The following is a 15,501-nucleotide window of genomic DNA, read 5'->3' on the forward strand; positions in this document are numbered from 1 at the left end:
CCTGGGGCCTCCGCCTCCCGCGTTGTCGTCAGTCGCGATGTTCCCCGAGCTCTCGGCTTCGCTCGAGCAGGGGAGGCCCCATTCGCCATCACTCCCTCCTCCGCCTTGGATTCGAAGGCTCCAGGCACCGCTCCTTCTCCCACTGCCAATCGTGGGTGAGGCCGTAAGCAGCCTCAGGAGGTCACGAGAGGCGGGGGCACGCCGGCATCCGGGCGGAGACGGGGTCAGGCCGTCGCGGGTTCCGGCTTCTCCGGCTCGGTGGCGTCCCGCTCCCCGGCGGCGGCCTTGGCCGCCGTCTCCATCCGCTCGCGCTTCTCCCTGCGGGCGAGGACGACGTAGCCGACCGGGACACCGGCGGCGAACAGCCACCACTGCACGGCGTACGCCATGTGCGGGCCGATCGAGCTGTCGTCAGGGGCCGCGATCAGTTCCGGGGAGCCGCCGGAGGGCTCGGGTCCGCTCTGCTCGATGTAGCCGCCGAGCACGGGCCGGGAGAGCCGCTCGGCCTCCTGGGCGCTGTTGATCAGCATCACCTGGCGGTCCGGCAGGTCCGAGATGTCCTTGATGCCGCTGGCGCTCGTCGTCTCGTCTGCCTTGAGCCGCCCGGTGATGGTCACTTCGCCCTTGGGCGCGGCCGGTACGTCGGGGTACGCGCGCTGGCTGTCGGCGGAGGGCACCCAGCCGCGGTTGACCAGGACCGTGCCGCCGCCCTTGAGGTCGAGCGGGGTCAGTACATGTACGCCGACCTTGTCGTCGTTGGAGGTCCTGCGGCGTACGACCACCTCGTGCGCGGTGTCGTACGTGCCCGTGGCTGTCACCGTTCGCCAGTAGTCGGAGCGCGGGACCGTGTGACCCGGGGAGGTGAGCGAGGCGACCGGAACCGGTTTCGCCTTGAGGTTGCGGGAGATCAGAGAGTTCTGCGCGACCTTGTTCTCATGCCGGTGCAGCTGCCAGAAGCCCAGCTCGACCATCGTGGGAATCAGGACGAGGGAGATGAGGGCGAGGATCAGCCACTGCCGGGTCAACAGGAAGCGGTACACCCCATGACGGTACAACTGCGTCATGGGGTGCGCTGCGGAGGGGTGGGGGAAGGGGGTGCGGCGGCCGTTGATCAGACTTTGTCGATGATGCCCACCTTCCCCTCGGCGCGGGCGCAGTGACCGCCGCAGAACCAGTGCCCGTCGACCTCGACACCCTGGCCGATGATCTGGACCCTGCAGTGTTCACAGATGGGCGCCATGCGGTGAATGGCGCAGGAGAAGCAGTCGAAGACGTGCACCGCGCCCTGCGCGTGCACCTCGAACGACATGCCGTAGTCGTTTCCGCAAACCTCGCAACGTGCCATGCGCCACAGGGTGGGACGCAAGGGCGGCGGCGGACGAGCGGCGGGCGGGCGAGTCGCCCCCGGTTCACTCCGATGACGGCGCGGCCGCCCGCGTCGACGCCGGTGCCACATCGCGCAGCAGATGGGTGAACGCGCTCTCGTCCAGAACCGGTGTGCCGAACGACTTCGCCTTCACCGTCTTCGACGTCGCCGAGTCCGGGTCATTGGTGACGAGCAGACTGGTCAGCCGGGACACACTGGTCGCCACATGCAGCCCGGCCTCCACGGCCCGGTCCTCCAGCAGCTCGCGATCGACGGAGGTGTCCCCGGAGAACGCCACCCGCATGCCCTGCATGAGGGGTTTGTCCTTCTCGTACCGCCCGGGGTTGGGATACGGGCACGCCGGGCGCTTGCGCGAGGGACGCCAGCTGTTCTGACCGTACGAAGGCTGGTAGCCGACCCGCGGTGTGACCGGGGAGTCCGACCACTCGGTCAGCGGCCGGCACTCCAGCAGCGGCAGCCGCACCCCGCCCCGCGCCGCCGCATGCAGACTCGGCCGGAAGGCCTCGGCCAGCACCCGGGCGTCGTCCAGGGCATGGTGGGCGCGCTGCTGCACGACTCCGAAGTGCGCGGCCAGCGACTCCAGCTTGTGATTGGGCAGCGGCAGCCGCAGTTCCTTGGAGAGCGCGATGGTGCACAGGCGCTGCTCGACGGGGGCGGTGATCGAGGCCCGTGCGTACTCCCGGGCCAGCATCGACCAGTCGAAAGCCGCGTTGTGCGCGACGAGCACGCGGTTCGCGAGCCGCTCGGAGAGCTGGGCGGCGACCTCCGGAAAGAGCGGAGCACCTTCGAGGACATCGCTGGTCAGCCCATGGATCCAGACAGGACCGGGGTCACGCTGAGGGTTGACGAGCGTGTACCAGTGGTCCTCGACATTGCCCTGCGCGTCCAGACGGTAGACGGCAGCGGACACTATCCGGTCGTCCCGTGCGAGTCCGGTGGTCTCCACGTCGACGACCGCGTACCCCTGTGGGTAGGCGGTCGGCCACGGTGCTGCGGTCTGGAGGTCGTCGAGCATGGTCACAGAGAATACGGGCCGCGACTGACAGTCTCCTATTCGGCCGTCTCCCGTTCCTGTATGCCGCTTCCGCCGCGCAACCCCTGTTGTACGGGGTCCGACAGCAGCCCCTTCACCAGGGCCCGGACGGAATCCGTGAACAGCCGGTCCGGGGCGGCGGGCCGGGCCAGTGCGCGGGCCAGTGCCGGGTCGTCGTCCGCGGTGGACGCAGCCCACAGATCGCCCTCGCCGGGGCACTGAACGGGGGACCGCTCCCGGTTGCGTTCGACGAGAAGGAAGCCGACGGTCTGGAACTGCACCGCCCGCACCGCCGCGGCCGCCCGCACCCCGCGCAGCCCCGCGGCGTGCACCTCCTGGACGAGGGCCTGTTGCGCGGGGAGGAACATCCGCTCGGTGAGCCCTCGTTCATGGACCATCGCGATCAGATGCGGCCGGGCCCGCAGTTCGCGCCGCAGGCCGCGGGCGACGGAGACGATACGGGCCGCCGGGGTCCGGCCGGCCGGGCGGAGGGTGCCCATCTCCTGCACGGTGCGCTCGACGAGCGCGTCCAGCAGCGATTCACGATTGCCGACGTGCCAGTAGATCGACGTGACCGCGGTGCCCAGTTCGGCGGCGAGAGCGCGCATGGTGAGGGCCTGCGGGCCGTGCAGCTTCACCAGGGCGGCGGCCGTGTCCAGGACCTCTTCGCGGGTCAGCGACGATCGCGCCACAGCGCTCCTTGATTCTCGAACTCCGTTACGTGCATGCCTATTTACCCTTCATCGGTGTCGGTGTAACTGTGTTACAGAACCCGCACGGAGAACCGGGAAACGGAAGACCGAGAAGGGTGGTACGGCATGGCACGTGTTCGGTACGGCGCGCGCACCGAGGCCGAGATCGCGGCGGCCCGCGCGGCCCGCTCCGCGCTCCCCGACATCTGGTCCACCGGCGTGGTGGCCCTCTGGGAGAGCGACCCCGACGCGGTGGCGGCTGTTATCCCGCCGCCCCTCAAACCCGCGGAGCGCCCGCTCGTCCGGGCCAGCATCAGTACGGTCGAACTCCCCGGCTACCCCCTCGGTGCGGGCTCCGTCGCAGTCGCCGCCGTCCACGACGGGCACGAGGGCTGGTACCCGCTCGTCATGCCGATGACCCATGAACGGGCGCTGACCGGCGGCCGTGAGGTGTTCGGCGAACCGAAGAAGCTCGGCGAGGTGACCGTCGAACGCGACGGCCTCGTCGTCCGGGCCGCGCTCGCCCGGCACGGCATCGCGTTCGTCGAGGTGCGCGGCGCGGTCGGCGAACCGCTCCCGCTGCCCGAGCCGACGGCCAAGCTCGACTTCTACTTCAAATTCCTGCCCGCGGTGGACGGCGAAGGGTTCGACTCCGACCCCGTCCTGATCCACTGCACCCGCCACGAGAAGGTCCGCAGACTGGAACGGATATCGGGCGATGTGGTGCTGCGCGAGTCGATGTACGACCCGGTCGCCGACCTCCCGGTACGACGGCTGGTCGACATCACCATCGGCGAGAAGACCAGCGACCAGCAGGGCAGGGCCGTGGAGCGGGTGAGTGCCGAGGCGCTGCTGCCGTACATCCACCAGCGTTACGACGACCCGCAGCAGATCCATGACGGCCCGCCGGAAGGGAGCGTCCGATGAGGCTGGAGGAGGGCCAGGTCGCCGTCGTCACCGGCGCCGCGAGCGGCATCGGCCTCGCGATGGCGCGCAGGTTCGCGGCCGAGGGGCTGAAAGTCGTCCTCGCCGATGTGGAGGAGGGCGCGCTCGACAAGGCGGCAGGCGAATTGCGCCAGGACGGTGCGCAGGTGCTGGCCCGGGTCGTCGACGTCGGCGAGCGGGAATCCGTACAGGCCCTGGCCGAAGCCGCGTACGACACCTTCGGCGCCGTGCATGTGCTGTGCAACAACGCCGGTGTCGGCTCCGGGGCCGAGGGCCGGATGTGGGAGCACGAGCCGAACGACTGGAAGTGGGCGTTCGCGGTCAATGTGTGGGGTGTCTTCCACGGCATCCAGGCGTTCGTGCCCCGCATGATCGCGGCCGGCGGCCCCGGGCATGTCGTCAACACCTCGTCCGGCGACGGCGGGATCGCCCCGCTGCCGACCGCCTCCGTGTACGCGGTCACCAAGTCCGCCGTCGTCACGATGACCGAGTCGCTGTACGCACATCTGAAGGCGGAGGGCGCACCGGTCGGCGCCTCGGTCCTCTTCCCCGGCCCCCACATGCTCCGTACCGGACTGTGGGAGTCGCACCGCAACCGCCCGGAGCGGTACGCCAAGGAACGCCCGCGCAGGACCCCGTACCGCAGCCTCGACCAGTGGGAGTCCGCCATGCGGGCGGCGGGCCGCGAGGTGGAGTTCACCCCGGTGGAGGACGTCGCGGGGACCGTCGTGGACGGGATACGCGCCGACCGCTTCTGGATGCTGCCGGAGAGCGAGCACAGCGACCGGCAGATCCGCGCCAGGTCGCAGTCGATGCTCGACCGGGCCGACCCGTCGTACCTGGAGAGTTTCATACTCGACTGAGGAGCGAGCGATGACCGACGACCCGTACCTGATCATCTCCTCCGACTGCCACGCCGGGCTGCCGACCGAGGAGTACCGGCCCTATCTGGACCCCCGCTTCCACCGGGACTTCGACGACTTCCTCGCCGGGCGCGACCGCCGCCGCGAGGAGATGACCCGCCTCGGCGTACGCAACGAGGCCTTCGCCGACAAGTGGTTCCAGGACAACGAGGAAGGGCTGAGGGGCGGTTGGGACGCCGCGCAGCGTCTCAAGGAACTCGACGGCGACGGGGTGGCGGCCGAGGTCGTCTTCCCCGACGCGGACGCCGTCGACAGCCGGACCGCCGCCCCCTTCGGAGTGGGCCTCGGGCTCTCCGGCGATCAGGACCCGGAACTGGGCATGGCGGGCGCGCAGGCCCACAACCGCTGGCTCGCCGATTTCGTCTCGCAGAACCCCGAACGCCACTGCGGGGTCGCCCTGTTGCCCGTCACCGGCGAGGTCGACCGGGTTGTCGCGGAGATTTTCCGGGCGAAGGAGTCCGGACTCGGCGCGCTCATGATCCCCTCCATGTGGGTGGACAAGGCCCCGTACCACGACCGCCGCTACGACCCCGTGTGGGCGGCCGCCGCCGAGACGGCCATGCCGGTGGTCACGCACTCCGGTGCTGCTCCGCGCCACGAGTACGGCGACCACCTCGGGATCTACGTCTCCGAGGTCACCTGGTGGCCGTCCCGCCCGCTCTGGTTCCTGCTCTGGTCGGGCGCCTTCGAACGCCACCCCGGGCTGAGGTTCGGCGTCGCCGAGTCAGGCTGCTGGTGGCTGCCGAACCTCCTCTGGTTCATGGACCGGCTCTACCTCGGCGCCCACGGCGGCAAGAAACTCTCCCCGTTCGCCGAACTGAAGCGGCCCCCGCACGAGTACCTCGACCGCCAGGTCTTCATCTGTGCCACCAACACCAAACGCCGCGAACTGGCCCAGCGGTACGAGATCGGCGTCGACAACATCCTGTGGGGCAGCGACTTCCCGCACCCCGAAGGCACCTGGCCGAACACGGCGAACTGGCTGCGCAACACCTTCCACGACATCCCGGTGGCCGAGACCCGCCGGATGCTGGGCCTCGCCGCAGCAGAGGTCTTCGGCTTCGACACGGCGAAGCTCGCGCCGATCGCCGAGCGCATCGGCCCCACACCCGAGGATCTGGGCCAGAGCGCCGACCAGGCGGCGGTCGAGGCGTCCTGGGCGCGCTCGCGGGAGGCCGGCCGGCACTGGCTGACCGACCACGACTTCCCGGTCCTGGGGGTCGGCTGATGTCCCGCGAGCGCTACACCGTCATCTCCGCCGACTGTCACGCGGGCGCCGACCTCCTCGACTACAAGCCGTATCTGGAGACGAAGCACCACGACGACTTCGACGCCTGGGCGGCGGCCTACGTCAACCCGTACGAGGACCTTCTCGCCGACACCGCCGACCGGAACTGGAACTCCGCGCGGCGCGTCGCGGAGCTGGAGGCGGACGGCATCGTCGCGGAGGTCGTCTTTCCCAACACCATCCCGCCCTTCTTCCCCTCTGCCTCCCTGGTGGCGCCCGCGCCGTCGCAGGCGGAGTACGAACAGCGCTGGGCCGGCCTGCGCGCCCACAACCGCTGGCTCGCCGACTTCTGCGCGCAGGTGCCGGGCCGGCGGGCGGGCGTCGCACAGATCCTCCTCAACGACCCGGCGGAGGCGGTCCGCGAGATCCGCCGCACCAAGGAGGCGGGGCTCACCGGCGGCATCCTGCTGCCCGGCACCCCGCCGGGATCCGGCATCCCGGAGCTGTACTCCCAGGTGTACGACCCGCTGTGGGCGGTCTGCGAGGAGCTGGACGTACCGGTGAACCACCATGGCGGCTCGGCCTCCCCGCCACTCGGCGACGAACCGGCGGCGCGTGCCGTCTTCATGGTGGAGACGACGTGGTTCTCCCACCGGGCGCTGTGGCACCTGATCTTCGGCGGGGCTTTCCGCCGCCATCCCGGACTGAAACTGGTCCTTACCGAACAGGGCTCCGGCTGGATCCCGGGCGTCGTGGAGATGCTGGACTACTACCACGGACGGCTGGTCGCGGCGGCAACGAGGGCATCCACCGCCGAGTCCAAATTCGGTGCGGGGCTTGCCGCTTCGATGGGCGCGAGCCCCGGTGAGGTGTGGCGGGACAACTGCTATGTCGGCGCCAGCTTCATGCGGCCGCACGAGGTGCCGCTGCGCGACCGGATCGGCATCGACAAGATCATGTGGGGCAGCGACTACCCGCATGACGAGGGGACCGCCCCGTACTCACGAGAAGGCCTGCGGATCGCGTACGCGGGTCTGCCGCCCGAGGAGATCGCGGCGATGGCCGGCGGCAATGCCGCGCGCGTCTACGGGTTCGACCTGGCGGCGCTGGACCGTGTCGCCGCGACCGTCGGCCCGACGGTCGCGGAGATCGCCGAGCCCCTGAAGGAGATCCCGCCCGACGCGACCAGTCCCGCCTTCGCGCCGGGCGGGTCGGTACGCGTCTGGTGACCGGGCGGAGTGAGACCATCCCCGGGTGACGGATACCCAGGCGCATGACGAAGCGCACGGCAACGGGCTCGGCGCGCGGCTGAACTGGCTGCGCGCCGCGGTGCTCGGTGCCAACGACGGTGTGGTCTCCACCGCGGGCCTGGTCGTCGGAGTGGCCGGCGCCACCGGCGACCGCGGCACCCTGCTCACGGCGGGCCTGGCAGGGCTGCTGGCCGGGTCCATGTCGATGGCGGTGGGCGAGTATGTATCGGTCTCCACCCAGCGCGATTCGGAGCGGGCCGCGCTGGCGATGGAGAAACGCGAGCTGTCGGAGGCCCCCGAGGCGGAACTCGTCGAACTCACCGGCTTGTTGGAGGGCAAGGGGCTGAGCCGGGAAGTCGCCCGCGAGGCCGCTCTCCAGCTGACCGAACGCGATGCGCTGCGCGCCCACGCGGTGGTCGAACTGGGCATCAACCCGGACGAGCTGACGAACCCGTGGCACGCGGCGGGCGCGAGCTTCCTGGCGTTCACTGCGGGAGCGCTGCTGCCCCTGCTGGCGATCGTGCTGCCCCCGTCGTCGCTGCGGCTGATCGTCACCGTGCTGTCAGTACTGGCGGCGCTGGCACTGACGGGCTGGTGGAGCGCACGGCTGGGCGAAGCGAGGGCGGTGCCCGCGGTGCTGCGGAACATGGGTGGAGGGGCGTTGGCGATGGCGGTCACCTATGCGGCGGGGGCGCTGCTGGGGGCTGTGGGCGTGTAGGGCGTGTTTCGAATGTCCCGTCCGGCCGGGGGCGTCCGGGGCCCGGCCGGTGCAGCCGCTCGAGGCGGGCGGCCGCGCTGTCCAGGAGCATCTCCAGGGCTGTCGGGTAGGCGCTGGTGACCATGCGGGTCGCCAGCAGCGGCGCCGCCTCGGCGATCCGGGGGTGGGTGGCGGCCGGCAGGTGCGCGTACGTCGAACGCCACATGTCCTCGTCGGCGCGCAGGGAGGCCAGGGGCAGGGCCAGGGAGGCCGCGTCGAGTGCGGCGAAGGCCAGCGCCTGATCGATGAAGGCGTGGTAGATCCGCACGGTGTCGGGCACCGGGAAGCCGGCCGTGCGCAGCACGTCCAGGACGGCCTCGTCGGCGGCCAGTTCGTGGGCGCGGCCGGTGACCCGGCTCGCGGTCAGCTGCGCAGCCTGCGGGTGGGCCACGTACGCGGCGTGGATGCGCGAGCCGATCGTCTGCAGGTCCGCACGCCACTTCCCCGTAGGCTGCCAGCCCCGCAGGGCCTGCCCCATGAGGGCGTCGCCGATGGCGAGGGTGAGGTCGTCCATGCCGCGGAAGTACCGGTACAGGGCGCTCGGGTCGCAGTCCAGTGCCAGGCCGAGCCGGCGGGTGGTCAGGCCGGCGCTGCCGTGCTCGCGCAGCAGCCGCAGTGCGGCCTCCACGACGAGCCGCTCGGACAGCACGGTGCCGCTCCTGGTGGGACGGCGTCGCTGTCGCTTCTCCTCGGGCACCACTGGTTTCGGCACCGTCGCCACCCTCTTCCTGCACGTCTGTTCCGAGGCTTATGCCAACGCTATTGACCTTACGTGAGCCCAGGGCGTTGTATCTCCGGTCAGGCGCGCCTCGTCTTCGATGTCTTTGACCGAGAGGGAATTCTTGCCATGCGTGTACTGCTCGTGGGAGCCGGCGGTGTGGGCACCGCGATCACCCGGATCGCGGCCCGGCGCACGTTCTTCGACCTGATGGTGGTGGCCGACTACGACCTCGGGCGCGCCGAGGCGGCCGTCACCGCCCTCGGTGCCGCCTCGTCCCGATTCCGCGCCGAGCACGTGGACGCGGGCGACGAGGCGGCGGTGGCGGCGCTGCTGCGGCGGCACGAGTGCGACGTCCTGCTCAACGCAACCGACCCGCGCTTCGTCATGCCCCTGTTCCAGGCGGCGCGGTCGGCCGGCGCCACCTACCTCGACATGGCGATGTCGCTGTCGCAGCCGCACCCCGAGCGGCCGTACGCGGAGTGCGGGGTCAAGCTCGGCGACGCGCAGTTCTCGCAGGCCGAGGACTGGGCGAAGGACGGCGCGCTGGCCCTGGTCGGCATGGGCGTGGAGCCCGGCCTGTCGGACGTGTTCGCACGGTATGCGGCCGATGAACTCTTCGACGAGATCGAGGAGATCGGCGTCCGCGACGGCGCGAATCTCACCGTCGACGGCTACGACTTCGCGCCGTCCTTCAACATCTGGACCACGATCGAGGAGTGCCTGAACCCGCCGGTCGTCTACGAGGCGGACCGGGGGTGGTTCACCACCGCGCCGTTCAGCGAGCCCGAGGTGTTCGACTTCCCGGAGGGCATCGGGGAGGTCGAGTGCGTGAACGTGGAGCACGAGGAGGTGCTGCTGGTCCCGCGCTGGATCGACGCGCGGCGCGTCACCTTCAAGTACGGGCTCGGGCGGGAGTTCATCGAGACGCTGCGGACGCTGCACCTGCTGGGCCTGGACCGCACCGACCCCGTGACTGTGCGGGGCGCCGACGGCCCGGTCGCGGTGTCGCCCCGCGACGTGGTCGCCGCCTGCCTGCCGGATCCGGCGACGCTGGGCGAGCGGATGCGCGGGAAGACCTGCGCGGGCACGTGGGTGCGGGGTGTCAAGGACGGTGCGCCTCGCGAGGTGTACCTCTACCACGTGGTGGACAACGAGTGGTCCATGGCGGAGTACGGTAGCCAGGCGGTGGTGTGGCAGACCGCGGTCAACCCGGTTGTCGCTCTCGAACTCCTCGCCACCGGTGCCTGGTCGGGCTCGGGTGTCCTCGGCCCGGAGGCGTTCCCGGCTCGCGTGTTCTTGGACCTGCTGACCGAGTACGGCTCGCCCTGGGGCATGCGCGAGCACTGAGCAGCCCAGTCGATCCGGACCCGCGAGCTCCACGACCGGCTCCGCGACCGCGTCCGCCGGGCGGAAGGCCGGGACGCGGAGCCGCTCGGGCTCCACCCTGCACAGCAGTTTCTCCCCCGCGCAAGCTCCAGTACAGGGATCGTACGACGCCCGCATTGGCGGAAGTCACCAAATACTGCTGACACCACGTCTCGTATACTTGTTGGTAACTACGTCTGGTCCCGGCGGACCTGCGGCTCTACGGTGCTTGTATGCAGCCGAACCTGCCCGATGTCGTGCTCTGGTCCATACCGGCCTTCGTCCTGCTCACTGTCCTCGAGATGGCTCTCCACCACTTCCATCCCGATGACGAAGCCGCCGGATACGAGGCGAAGGACACCGCCACCAGCATCACCATGGGGCTCGGCAGCCTGGTTTTCGACCTGCTGTGGAAAGTGCCCATCGTCGCGATCTACACCGCGGTCTACGAGCTGACCCCGCTCCGCGTGCCCGTGCTGTGGTGGACCGTACCGCTGATGCTGCTGGCGCAGGACTTCTTCTACTACTGGTCCCACCGCGGCCACCATGTCATCCGGATCCTCTGGGCCTGTCACGTGGTCCATCACTCCAGCCGGAAGTTCAACCTCTCCACCGCGCTGCGCCAGCCCTGGACGTCGCTGACCGTCTGGCCGTTCTATGTGCCGCTCATCGCCTGCGGTGTCCATCCGGCCGCGCTCGCCTTCTGCTCGTCGGCGAACCTCGTCTACCAGTTCTGGGTGCACACGGAGCGCGTCCACAAGCTCCCCAGGCCCTTCGAGTACGTACTGAACACGCCCTCCCACCACCGGGTGCACCATGCGTCGCAGGGCGGCTACCTGGACCGGAACTTCGGCGGCATCCTGATCCTGTGGGACCGGCTCTTCGGGTCCTTCACCGCCGAGGCGGAGCGGCCCGTGTACGGCCTCACCAAGAACATCGACACATTCAATCCGCTCCGTGTCGCCACGCATGAGTACGCAGCCATCGCCCGCGATGTCCGGGCGGCGGTCAGCTGGAGCGAGCGGGCCGGGCGGATCTTCCGCGGGCCCGGCTGGCAGCCGGCCGGAACGGCCGCCCGTACGCCCGTCCCCGCCCAGGAGCGCATCGGATGAGCGCCGCCGCCGTCACGGACCGGCGGGAACGTCTCGTACGCCCGCTGCTCATCGCCTTCCTCGTGGCCTCGGCCGTCGACCTCTTCGGCCTGCTCGCCGGCGTCCCGGCCGCCCACTTCGTCGCCAAGCCCCTGCTGATGCCGCTGCTGGCCGGGTACGCCGCCGCCCGGCGCGGCCCCCGGCTGCTCATCGCGGCGCTCCTGTTCGGCTGGGGCGGCGACGTGTTCCTGCTGTTCGACGCCGATGCCGCCTTCCTCATCGGGATGGGCTCCTTCGCCGCAGGTCATGTCTGCTATCTCTGGCTCTTCGGGCGCGCCCGCGGTTCGCTGCCCGTGGGGGTCGTGTATGCCGCCGTCCTGGTCATCTTCGTCGCGCTGCTCTGGAGCGGGCTGCCGGCGGACATGCGGATTCCGATAGCCGGCTACAGCCTGCTGCTCACGGTGATGGCGTACCGCGCCGGCACCCTCGGCCCTTACGCGGCCGTCGGCGGGGCGCTCTTCCTGCTCTCCGACGCGCTCATCGCCACCGGCATCGCCGACTGGCCGCAGCTGCCCGCCCCCGACTTCTGGATCATGTTCACCTACATCGCGGCGCAGTTCCTGCTGACCGTCGGAGCGCTCGCGCCCGGCGGGAAACGGGCTGGTGCCACCCCCGAGGCGCACCGTGAGCAGAGTAACGGCGTCTGAACTCAGCAGGCGCCCCTCGCATGTGGGTCATATGTGGGCCACCGTCATCCACGCGCCCACGACACGCGTGTGACAGCGCATCGGGCACGGATTCCTCGGCACCGTCGCGGAGGCGAGGTCGTAAGGCGCCGAGGGCGCTCGTCAAGCCGTGAGCCAGGCGGCCGCGTCCGCCCCCAGCGGGCCCGGCGGACGCGACCAGTCAGCGGGCGAACCGTCGAAGGCGACCGGCGGCAGGGCGTGCCGCAGCCGGCCGAGCGGGCTGTCCGTCTCTGTGAGCCACTTCTCCGGGTCGTACGAACCCGTGACCCCGGACCCGGCACCGCACTCGGCCCCGGACTCCGCCCGGGCGGGCAGCTCCTCGAGCAGCCACGCGGCGGTACGGGCGAGCGAGAGCGTGACCAGCCGGGAGCCGCCCGCGTCGTGCTGCTCGGTCAGTGCGCGCAGCACGCCGGCGGCCAGCAGATAGCCCGTGCCGTGGTCGAGCGCCTGGGCGGGCAGCGCACCGGGCAGGTTCTCGGGCCCTGCCGTGGCCTCGACCGAGGCGATGCCGGTGGCCACCTGCACCAGACTGTCGAAGCCGCGCCGCTGTGCCCATGGCCCCTGCCCCCAGGCCGAGAGCCGCCCGATCACCAGCCCAGGCCTGCGCGCGGCCAGGGACTCCGGCATCAGGCCGAACCGTTCGATCGCACCGGGCCGGTAGCCGACGACGACCACATCCGCGTCGGTCAGCAGCTCGTCGAATACGGCCATGCCGGAGCGGCTGCCGAGATCCAGGTCCGCCGACCGCTTCCCGAAACCGGTGTCGCTGTGCGCGTCCTGGCTCTCCGGGAGCTGCGGGGCGTCGATCCGCAGGACGTCCGCGCCGAGCAGCGCGAGCGTACGGGTGGCGACGGGCCCCGCGATGACCCGGGTGAGGTCCAGCACGCGCAACCCGGCGGCGGGCAGCAGCGGTTCACCGGCGAGCGCCGCCGTCCGGCGGACCGGCCCGCTGCCGATGCGGTCCCTGGCCACCAGCGGCGTGGCCGCGACAGCCGCGCCCCGAGGGCCGGCCGCCCACTCCTCGGGCGTACGGGCGACCACGGCCAGGCCGCCCGCGGCGTACACCGTCTGCTCGATCTCCGGTCCCCGGCGCCCGGTGAACGAGGCCGCGACGGCGTCCACGGCGGTGTCGTCCGAGGTGTCCGCGGGCAGCCCCAGCGTGGCGAGCAACCGGGCCCGGTGGTGCGGGTAGTTGGCGTGCGTACGGACCCAGCCGTCCGCCGTGCGCCAGAACCGGGACAGCGGGGCGAAGTTGGTCAGTGCGCGCCTGTCGATCCGCAGATGGCGCTCGCTCGTGAACGCCGTGGCCACCGCGCCGTCGTCGACCCGGACCTGCGGCACGGGGCGTGCGGTGCGGCGCGCGGCCAGTTCGGCAGCGGCCAGTGAGCAGACCGCGACGGCGGAACGCGCCAGTTCCATGACGGGCAGCCGGGCAGGCAGCAGCCCGTCGGGACCGCTCGTCCCGATCCGCGCAAGAAGCGCGGGATCACCGCCGAGCGCCGCCCAGGCCTGCTCCGTACCGGACATTCGTGCATGGGTCATTCCCGCACTATGGCACTGAGTGCCACCTTTCAGGAAGGGGAGCTGGGAGAGGTGCGGGACAGGCAGTGGGCGGGGCCGTCGACTCCAGCCCCGCCCACTGCCTTTGCGCTCCCTACCAGCGGACCGCGTTCAGTGCGTTGACGACGCCGTGGCCGTAGTAGCCGTTCACCTTGCCGCCGCCCTTGCAGGTCGTCGCGTCGATCAGCTGGCCGGCCGAGTTGTAGACCTTGGACGGGCAACCCGGGTTGACGGCCTGGGCCTTCAGCAGCTCCTGCAGTTGCGCAGGCGTGGCCGTCGGGTGCGTGCTCTTCAGCAGGGCCGCGACGCCCGCGACATGCGGGGTGGCCATCGAGGTGCCCTGCTTGTAACCGTACTCGCCGTTCACGACCGTCGAGAGCACACGACCGTTGGCGTCCGGGGTGGCCGGGACCTGCCACCTGTCGCCGCCGGGGGCGGACACGTCGGCGACGCCCAGGCCGAAGCTGGAGTAGTACGACTTGAAGCCCTGAGAGCCGGTCGAGGACACCGTGACGACGCCCGGCAGCTGGGTCGGGATGTCGAAGCACTTGCGCGGGTCCACGGTGCGCGGTCCCGGGGTGGAGTCGTTCGGACTGGACTCGTCGAGGATCTCGTCCGACGCCAGGTCGTAGTTCTCGTTGCCCGCCGCGGCGACATTGAGGACGCCCTTGCGCTCGGCGTACTTCGTGGCGCGGGTGAGGGCGTCGAGCAGACCCTTCTGGTCCGGGTCGTCCTTGCAGTTGAAGTACCAGGGGTCGACGTAGTAGCTGTTGTTGGTGACCTCGATGCCGTGCTCGGCGGCCCAGACGAAGCCGCAGACGACCGCCTCGGTGTAGAAGAGGCCGGTGCCGGGCTCACTGACCTTGATGCCGGCCACCTTGACACCGGGGGCGACACCGGTGACGCCGATGCCGTTGCGGGCGGCGGCGATCGTACCGGCGACATGCGTGCCGTGGTCACTGCCGTTGGTGTACGGACGCCAGGCGCCCTCGGTCGTGTCCGCAACGCCGCCGACGCAGTTGGCCGACTGCTTCCTGGAGAAGTTCGCCTTGAGGTCCTCATGGGTGTCGTCGACACCTGTGTCGATCACGCCGACGGTGACCGAGGCGCTGCCATCGTTGATCTTGCTGGCCTTGTCGGCCTGGATGGCGCGCATGTCCCACTGGTTGGGCTCCAGCGGCTCCTGGCCCGGGCCGGCGGCCTCGGCCGCCTTCGCGGCCTCCTCGGCGGTCAGCAGCTCGGTGCCGCCCTCCTCGGTCGTGGCGACGGACTGGAGCGGGGCGGTGCGGGTGGCACCGGCCGACTCGACGCCCCGGGTCTTGCGAATGGTCTTCGCGAAGTCGGGGTTCGAGGAGTGGGCGACGATGACACCGATCTGCTCATGGGCGACCACCACCGTGCCGCCGGCTGCGGCTATCGCCTTCTTCACCTGCTTGACGGTGCCGTGATTGGCACGGGTGTTGACGACGTAAGACATCTTCGGGCCGTCCGTCGAGACCGCCGCAGTGGGCAGTCCGTCCGACGGGGCAGCCGATGCGGCACTCGTCGGCAGGAAGCCGAGCGAGGCCGTGAGGGCCAATCCGACGGGCAGCGTCAGCACGCGAGTCCGTCTGGATCCCAGATGAGCCATGGTGTCTCCACATCATCCATGTCAGCCGACCGGACACGGAGGTGTGTCCGATCGTGTGTATGAACGGTGAAGTTAGCGCTGATCATTCGTTTCATCAATGAATTGACGTCATTCCGTTCGAAGTGGGCCCTCGATGGGCGAAGCGGAGAAGCGGCAAATCACGGTGAACCGCT

15 protein-coding genes are annotated in these 15,501 nt (G+C 70.5%); 8 read left to right on the plus strand and 7 right to left on the minus strand.

The window, feature by feature from the left end; genetic code table 11:
* Window positions 1–224: 224 nt before the first annotated feature.
* The 4 genes from ACH4EW_RS26485 to ACH4EW_RS26500 form a co-directional block, all read right to left on the minus strand.
* The gene (locus ACH4EW_RS26485; protein ID WP_398260979.1) at window positions 225–1,040 is read right to left on the minus strand and encodes an SURF1 family protein; all 816 of its coding nucleotides are present in this window, start codon (window positions 1,038–1,040) and stop codon (window positions 225–227) included.
* 71 nt (window positions 1,041–1,111) lie between these two features.
* Window positions 1,112–1,345, minus strand: a complete 234-nt coding sequence (locus ACH4EW_RS26490; protein ID WP_072482991.1) for a hypothetical protein — start codon at window positions 1,343–1,345, stop codon at window positions 1,112–1,114.
* A 64-nt stretch (window positions 1,346–1,409) separates the two neighbouring features.
* Window positions 1,410–2,408, minus strand: a complete 999-nt coding sequence (locus tag ACH4EW_RS26495) for a DEDDh family exonuclease (protein WP_398260981.1) — start codon at window positions 2,406–2,408, stop codon at window positions 1,410–1,412.
* A 29-nt stretch (window positions 2,409–2,437) separates the two neighbouring features.
* A complete protein-coding gene (locus tag ACH4EW_RS26500; RefSeq protein ID WP_398260983.1) occupies window positions 2,438–3,112 on the minus strand; it encodes a TetR/AcrR family transcriptional regulator in 675 nt (224 codons plus the stop codon).
* 126 nt (window positions 3,113–3,238) lie between these two features.
* On the opposite strand from ACH4EW_RS26500, the gene ACH4EW_RS26505 reads away from it, so the two are divergent.
* Genes ACH4EW_RS26505 through ACH4EW_RS26525 form a run of 5 tightly spaced genes read left to right on the plus strand, consistent with a single transcriptional unit; the run spans window position 3,239 to window position 8,176 of the window.
* Window positions 3,239–4,039, plus strand: coding sequence for an acetoacetate decarboxylase family protein (locus ACH4EW_RS26505; RefSeq protein ID WP_398260985.1), 801 nt, complete (start codon window positions 3,239–3,241; stop codon window positions 4,037–4,039).
* Window positions 4,036–4,920: an SDR family NAD(P)-dependent oxidoreductase gene (locus ACH4EW_RS26510; RefSeq protein ID WP_398260987.1), complete on the plus strand. Its 885-nt coding sequence runs from the start codon at window positions 4,036–4,038 to the stop codon at window positions 4,918–4,920. Before ACH4EW_RS26505 ends, ACH4EW_RS26510 begins: the two co-directional genes overlap by 4 nt.
* A gap of 10 nt (window positions 4,921–4,930) precedes the next feature.
* Window positions 4,931–6,208, plus strand: coding sequence for an amidohydrolase family protein (locus tag ACH4EW_RS26515; RefSeq protein ID WP_398260989.1), 1,278 nt, complete (start codon window positions 4,931–4,933; stop codon window positions 6,206–6,208).
* A complete protein-coding gene (locus ACH4EW_RS26520; RefSeq protein WP_398260991.1) occupies window positions 6,208–7,437 on the plus strand; it encodes an amidohydrolase family protein in 1,230 nt (409 codons plus the stop codon). The genes ACH4EW_RS26515 and ACH4EW_RS26520 overlap by 1 nt, the downstream gene beginning before the upstream one ends.
* Window positions 7,438–7,462: 25 nt before the next feature.
* Window positions 7,463–8,176, plus strand: coding sequence for a VIT family protein (locus tag ACH4EW_RS26525; RefSeq protein WP_398260993.1), 714 nt, complete (start codon window positions 7,463–7,465; stop codon window positions 8,174–8,176).
* On the opposite strand, the gene ACH4EW_RS26530 is transcribed toward ACH4EW_RS26525, so the two are convergent.
* Window positions 8,133–8,927 (minus strand): TetR/AcrR family transcriptional regulator, encoded by a 795-nt coding sequence (locus ACH4EW_RS26530; protein ID WP_398260995.1) that lies wholly within the window; start codon window positions 8,925–8,927, stop codon window positions 8,133–8,135. The genes ACH4EW_RS26525 and ACH4EW_RS26530 overlap by 44 nt on opposite strands.
* 135 nt (window positions 8,928–9,062) lie before the next feature.
* On the opposite strand from ACH4EW_RS26530, the gene ACH4EW_RS26535 reads away from it, so the two are divergent.
* The 3 genes from ACH4EW_RS26535 (at window position 9,063) to ACH4EW_RS26545 (ending at window position 12,099) form a co-directional block, all read left to right on the plus strand.
* Entirely contained in the window at window positions 9,063–10,283 is a 1,221-nt protein-coding gene (locus tag ACH4EW_RS26535; RefSeq protein WP_398260997.1) for a saccharopine dehydrogenase family protein, read from the plus strand.
* 251 nt (window positions 10,284–10,534) lie between these two features.
* Window positions 10,535–11,413, plus strand: coding sequence for a sterol desaturase family protein (locus ACH4EW_RS26540; RefSeq protein ID WP_398260999.1), 879 nt, complete (start codon window positions 10,535–10,537; stop codon window positions 11,411–11,413).
* On the plus strand, window positions 11,410–12,099 hold the full coding sequence (locus tag ACH4EW_RS26545; RefSeq protein ID WP_398261001.1) for a lysoplasmalogenase: 690 nt from the start codon (window positions 11,410–11,412) through the stop codon (window positions 12,097–12,099). Before ACH4EW_RS26540 ends, ACH4EW_RS26545 begins: the two co-directional genes overlap by 4 nt.
* A gap of 141 nt (window positions 12,100–12,240) precedes the next feature.
* On the opposite strand, the gene ACH4EW_RS26550 is transcribed toward ACH4EW_RS26545, so the two are convergent.
* On the minus strand, window positions 12,241–13,680 hold the full coding sequence (locus ACH4EW_RS26550) for a CoA transferase (protein ID WP_398261003.1): 1,440 nt from the start codon (window positions 13,678–13,680) through the stop codon (window positions 12,241–12,243).
* Window positions 13,681–13,792: 112 nt separating this feature from the next.
* Window positions 13,793–15,328 (minus strand): S8 family peptidase, encoded by a 1,536-nt coding sequence (locus ACH4EW_RS26555; RefSeq protein ID WP_398261005.1) that lies wholly within the window; start codon window positions 15,326–15,328, stop codon window positions 13,793–13,795.
* Window positions 15,329–15,501: the final 173 nt, after the last annotated feature.

The organism is Streptomyces sp. NPDC018000 (genome assembly GCF_044328025.1).
GTDB lineage: Bacteria > Actinomycetota > Actinomycetes > Streptomycetales > Streptomycetaceae > Streptomyces.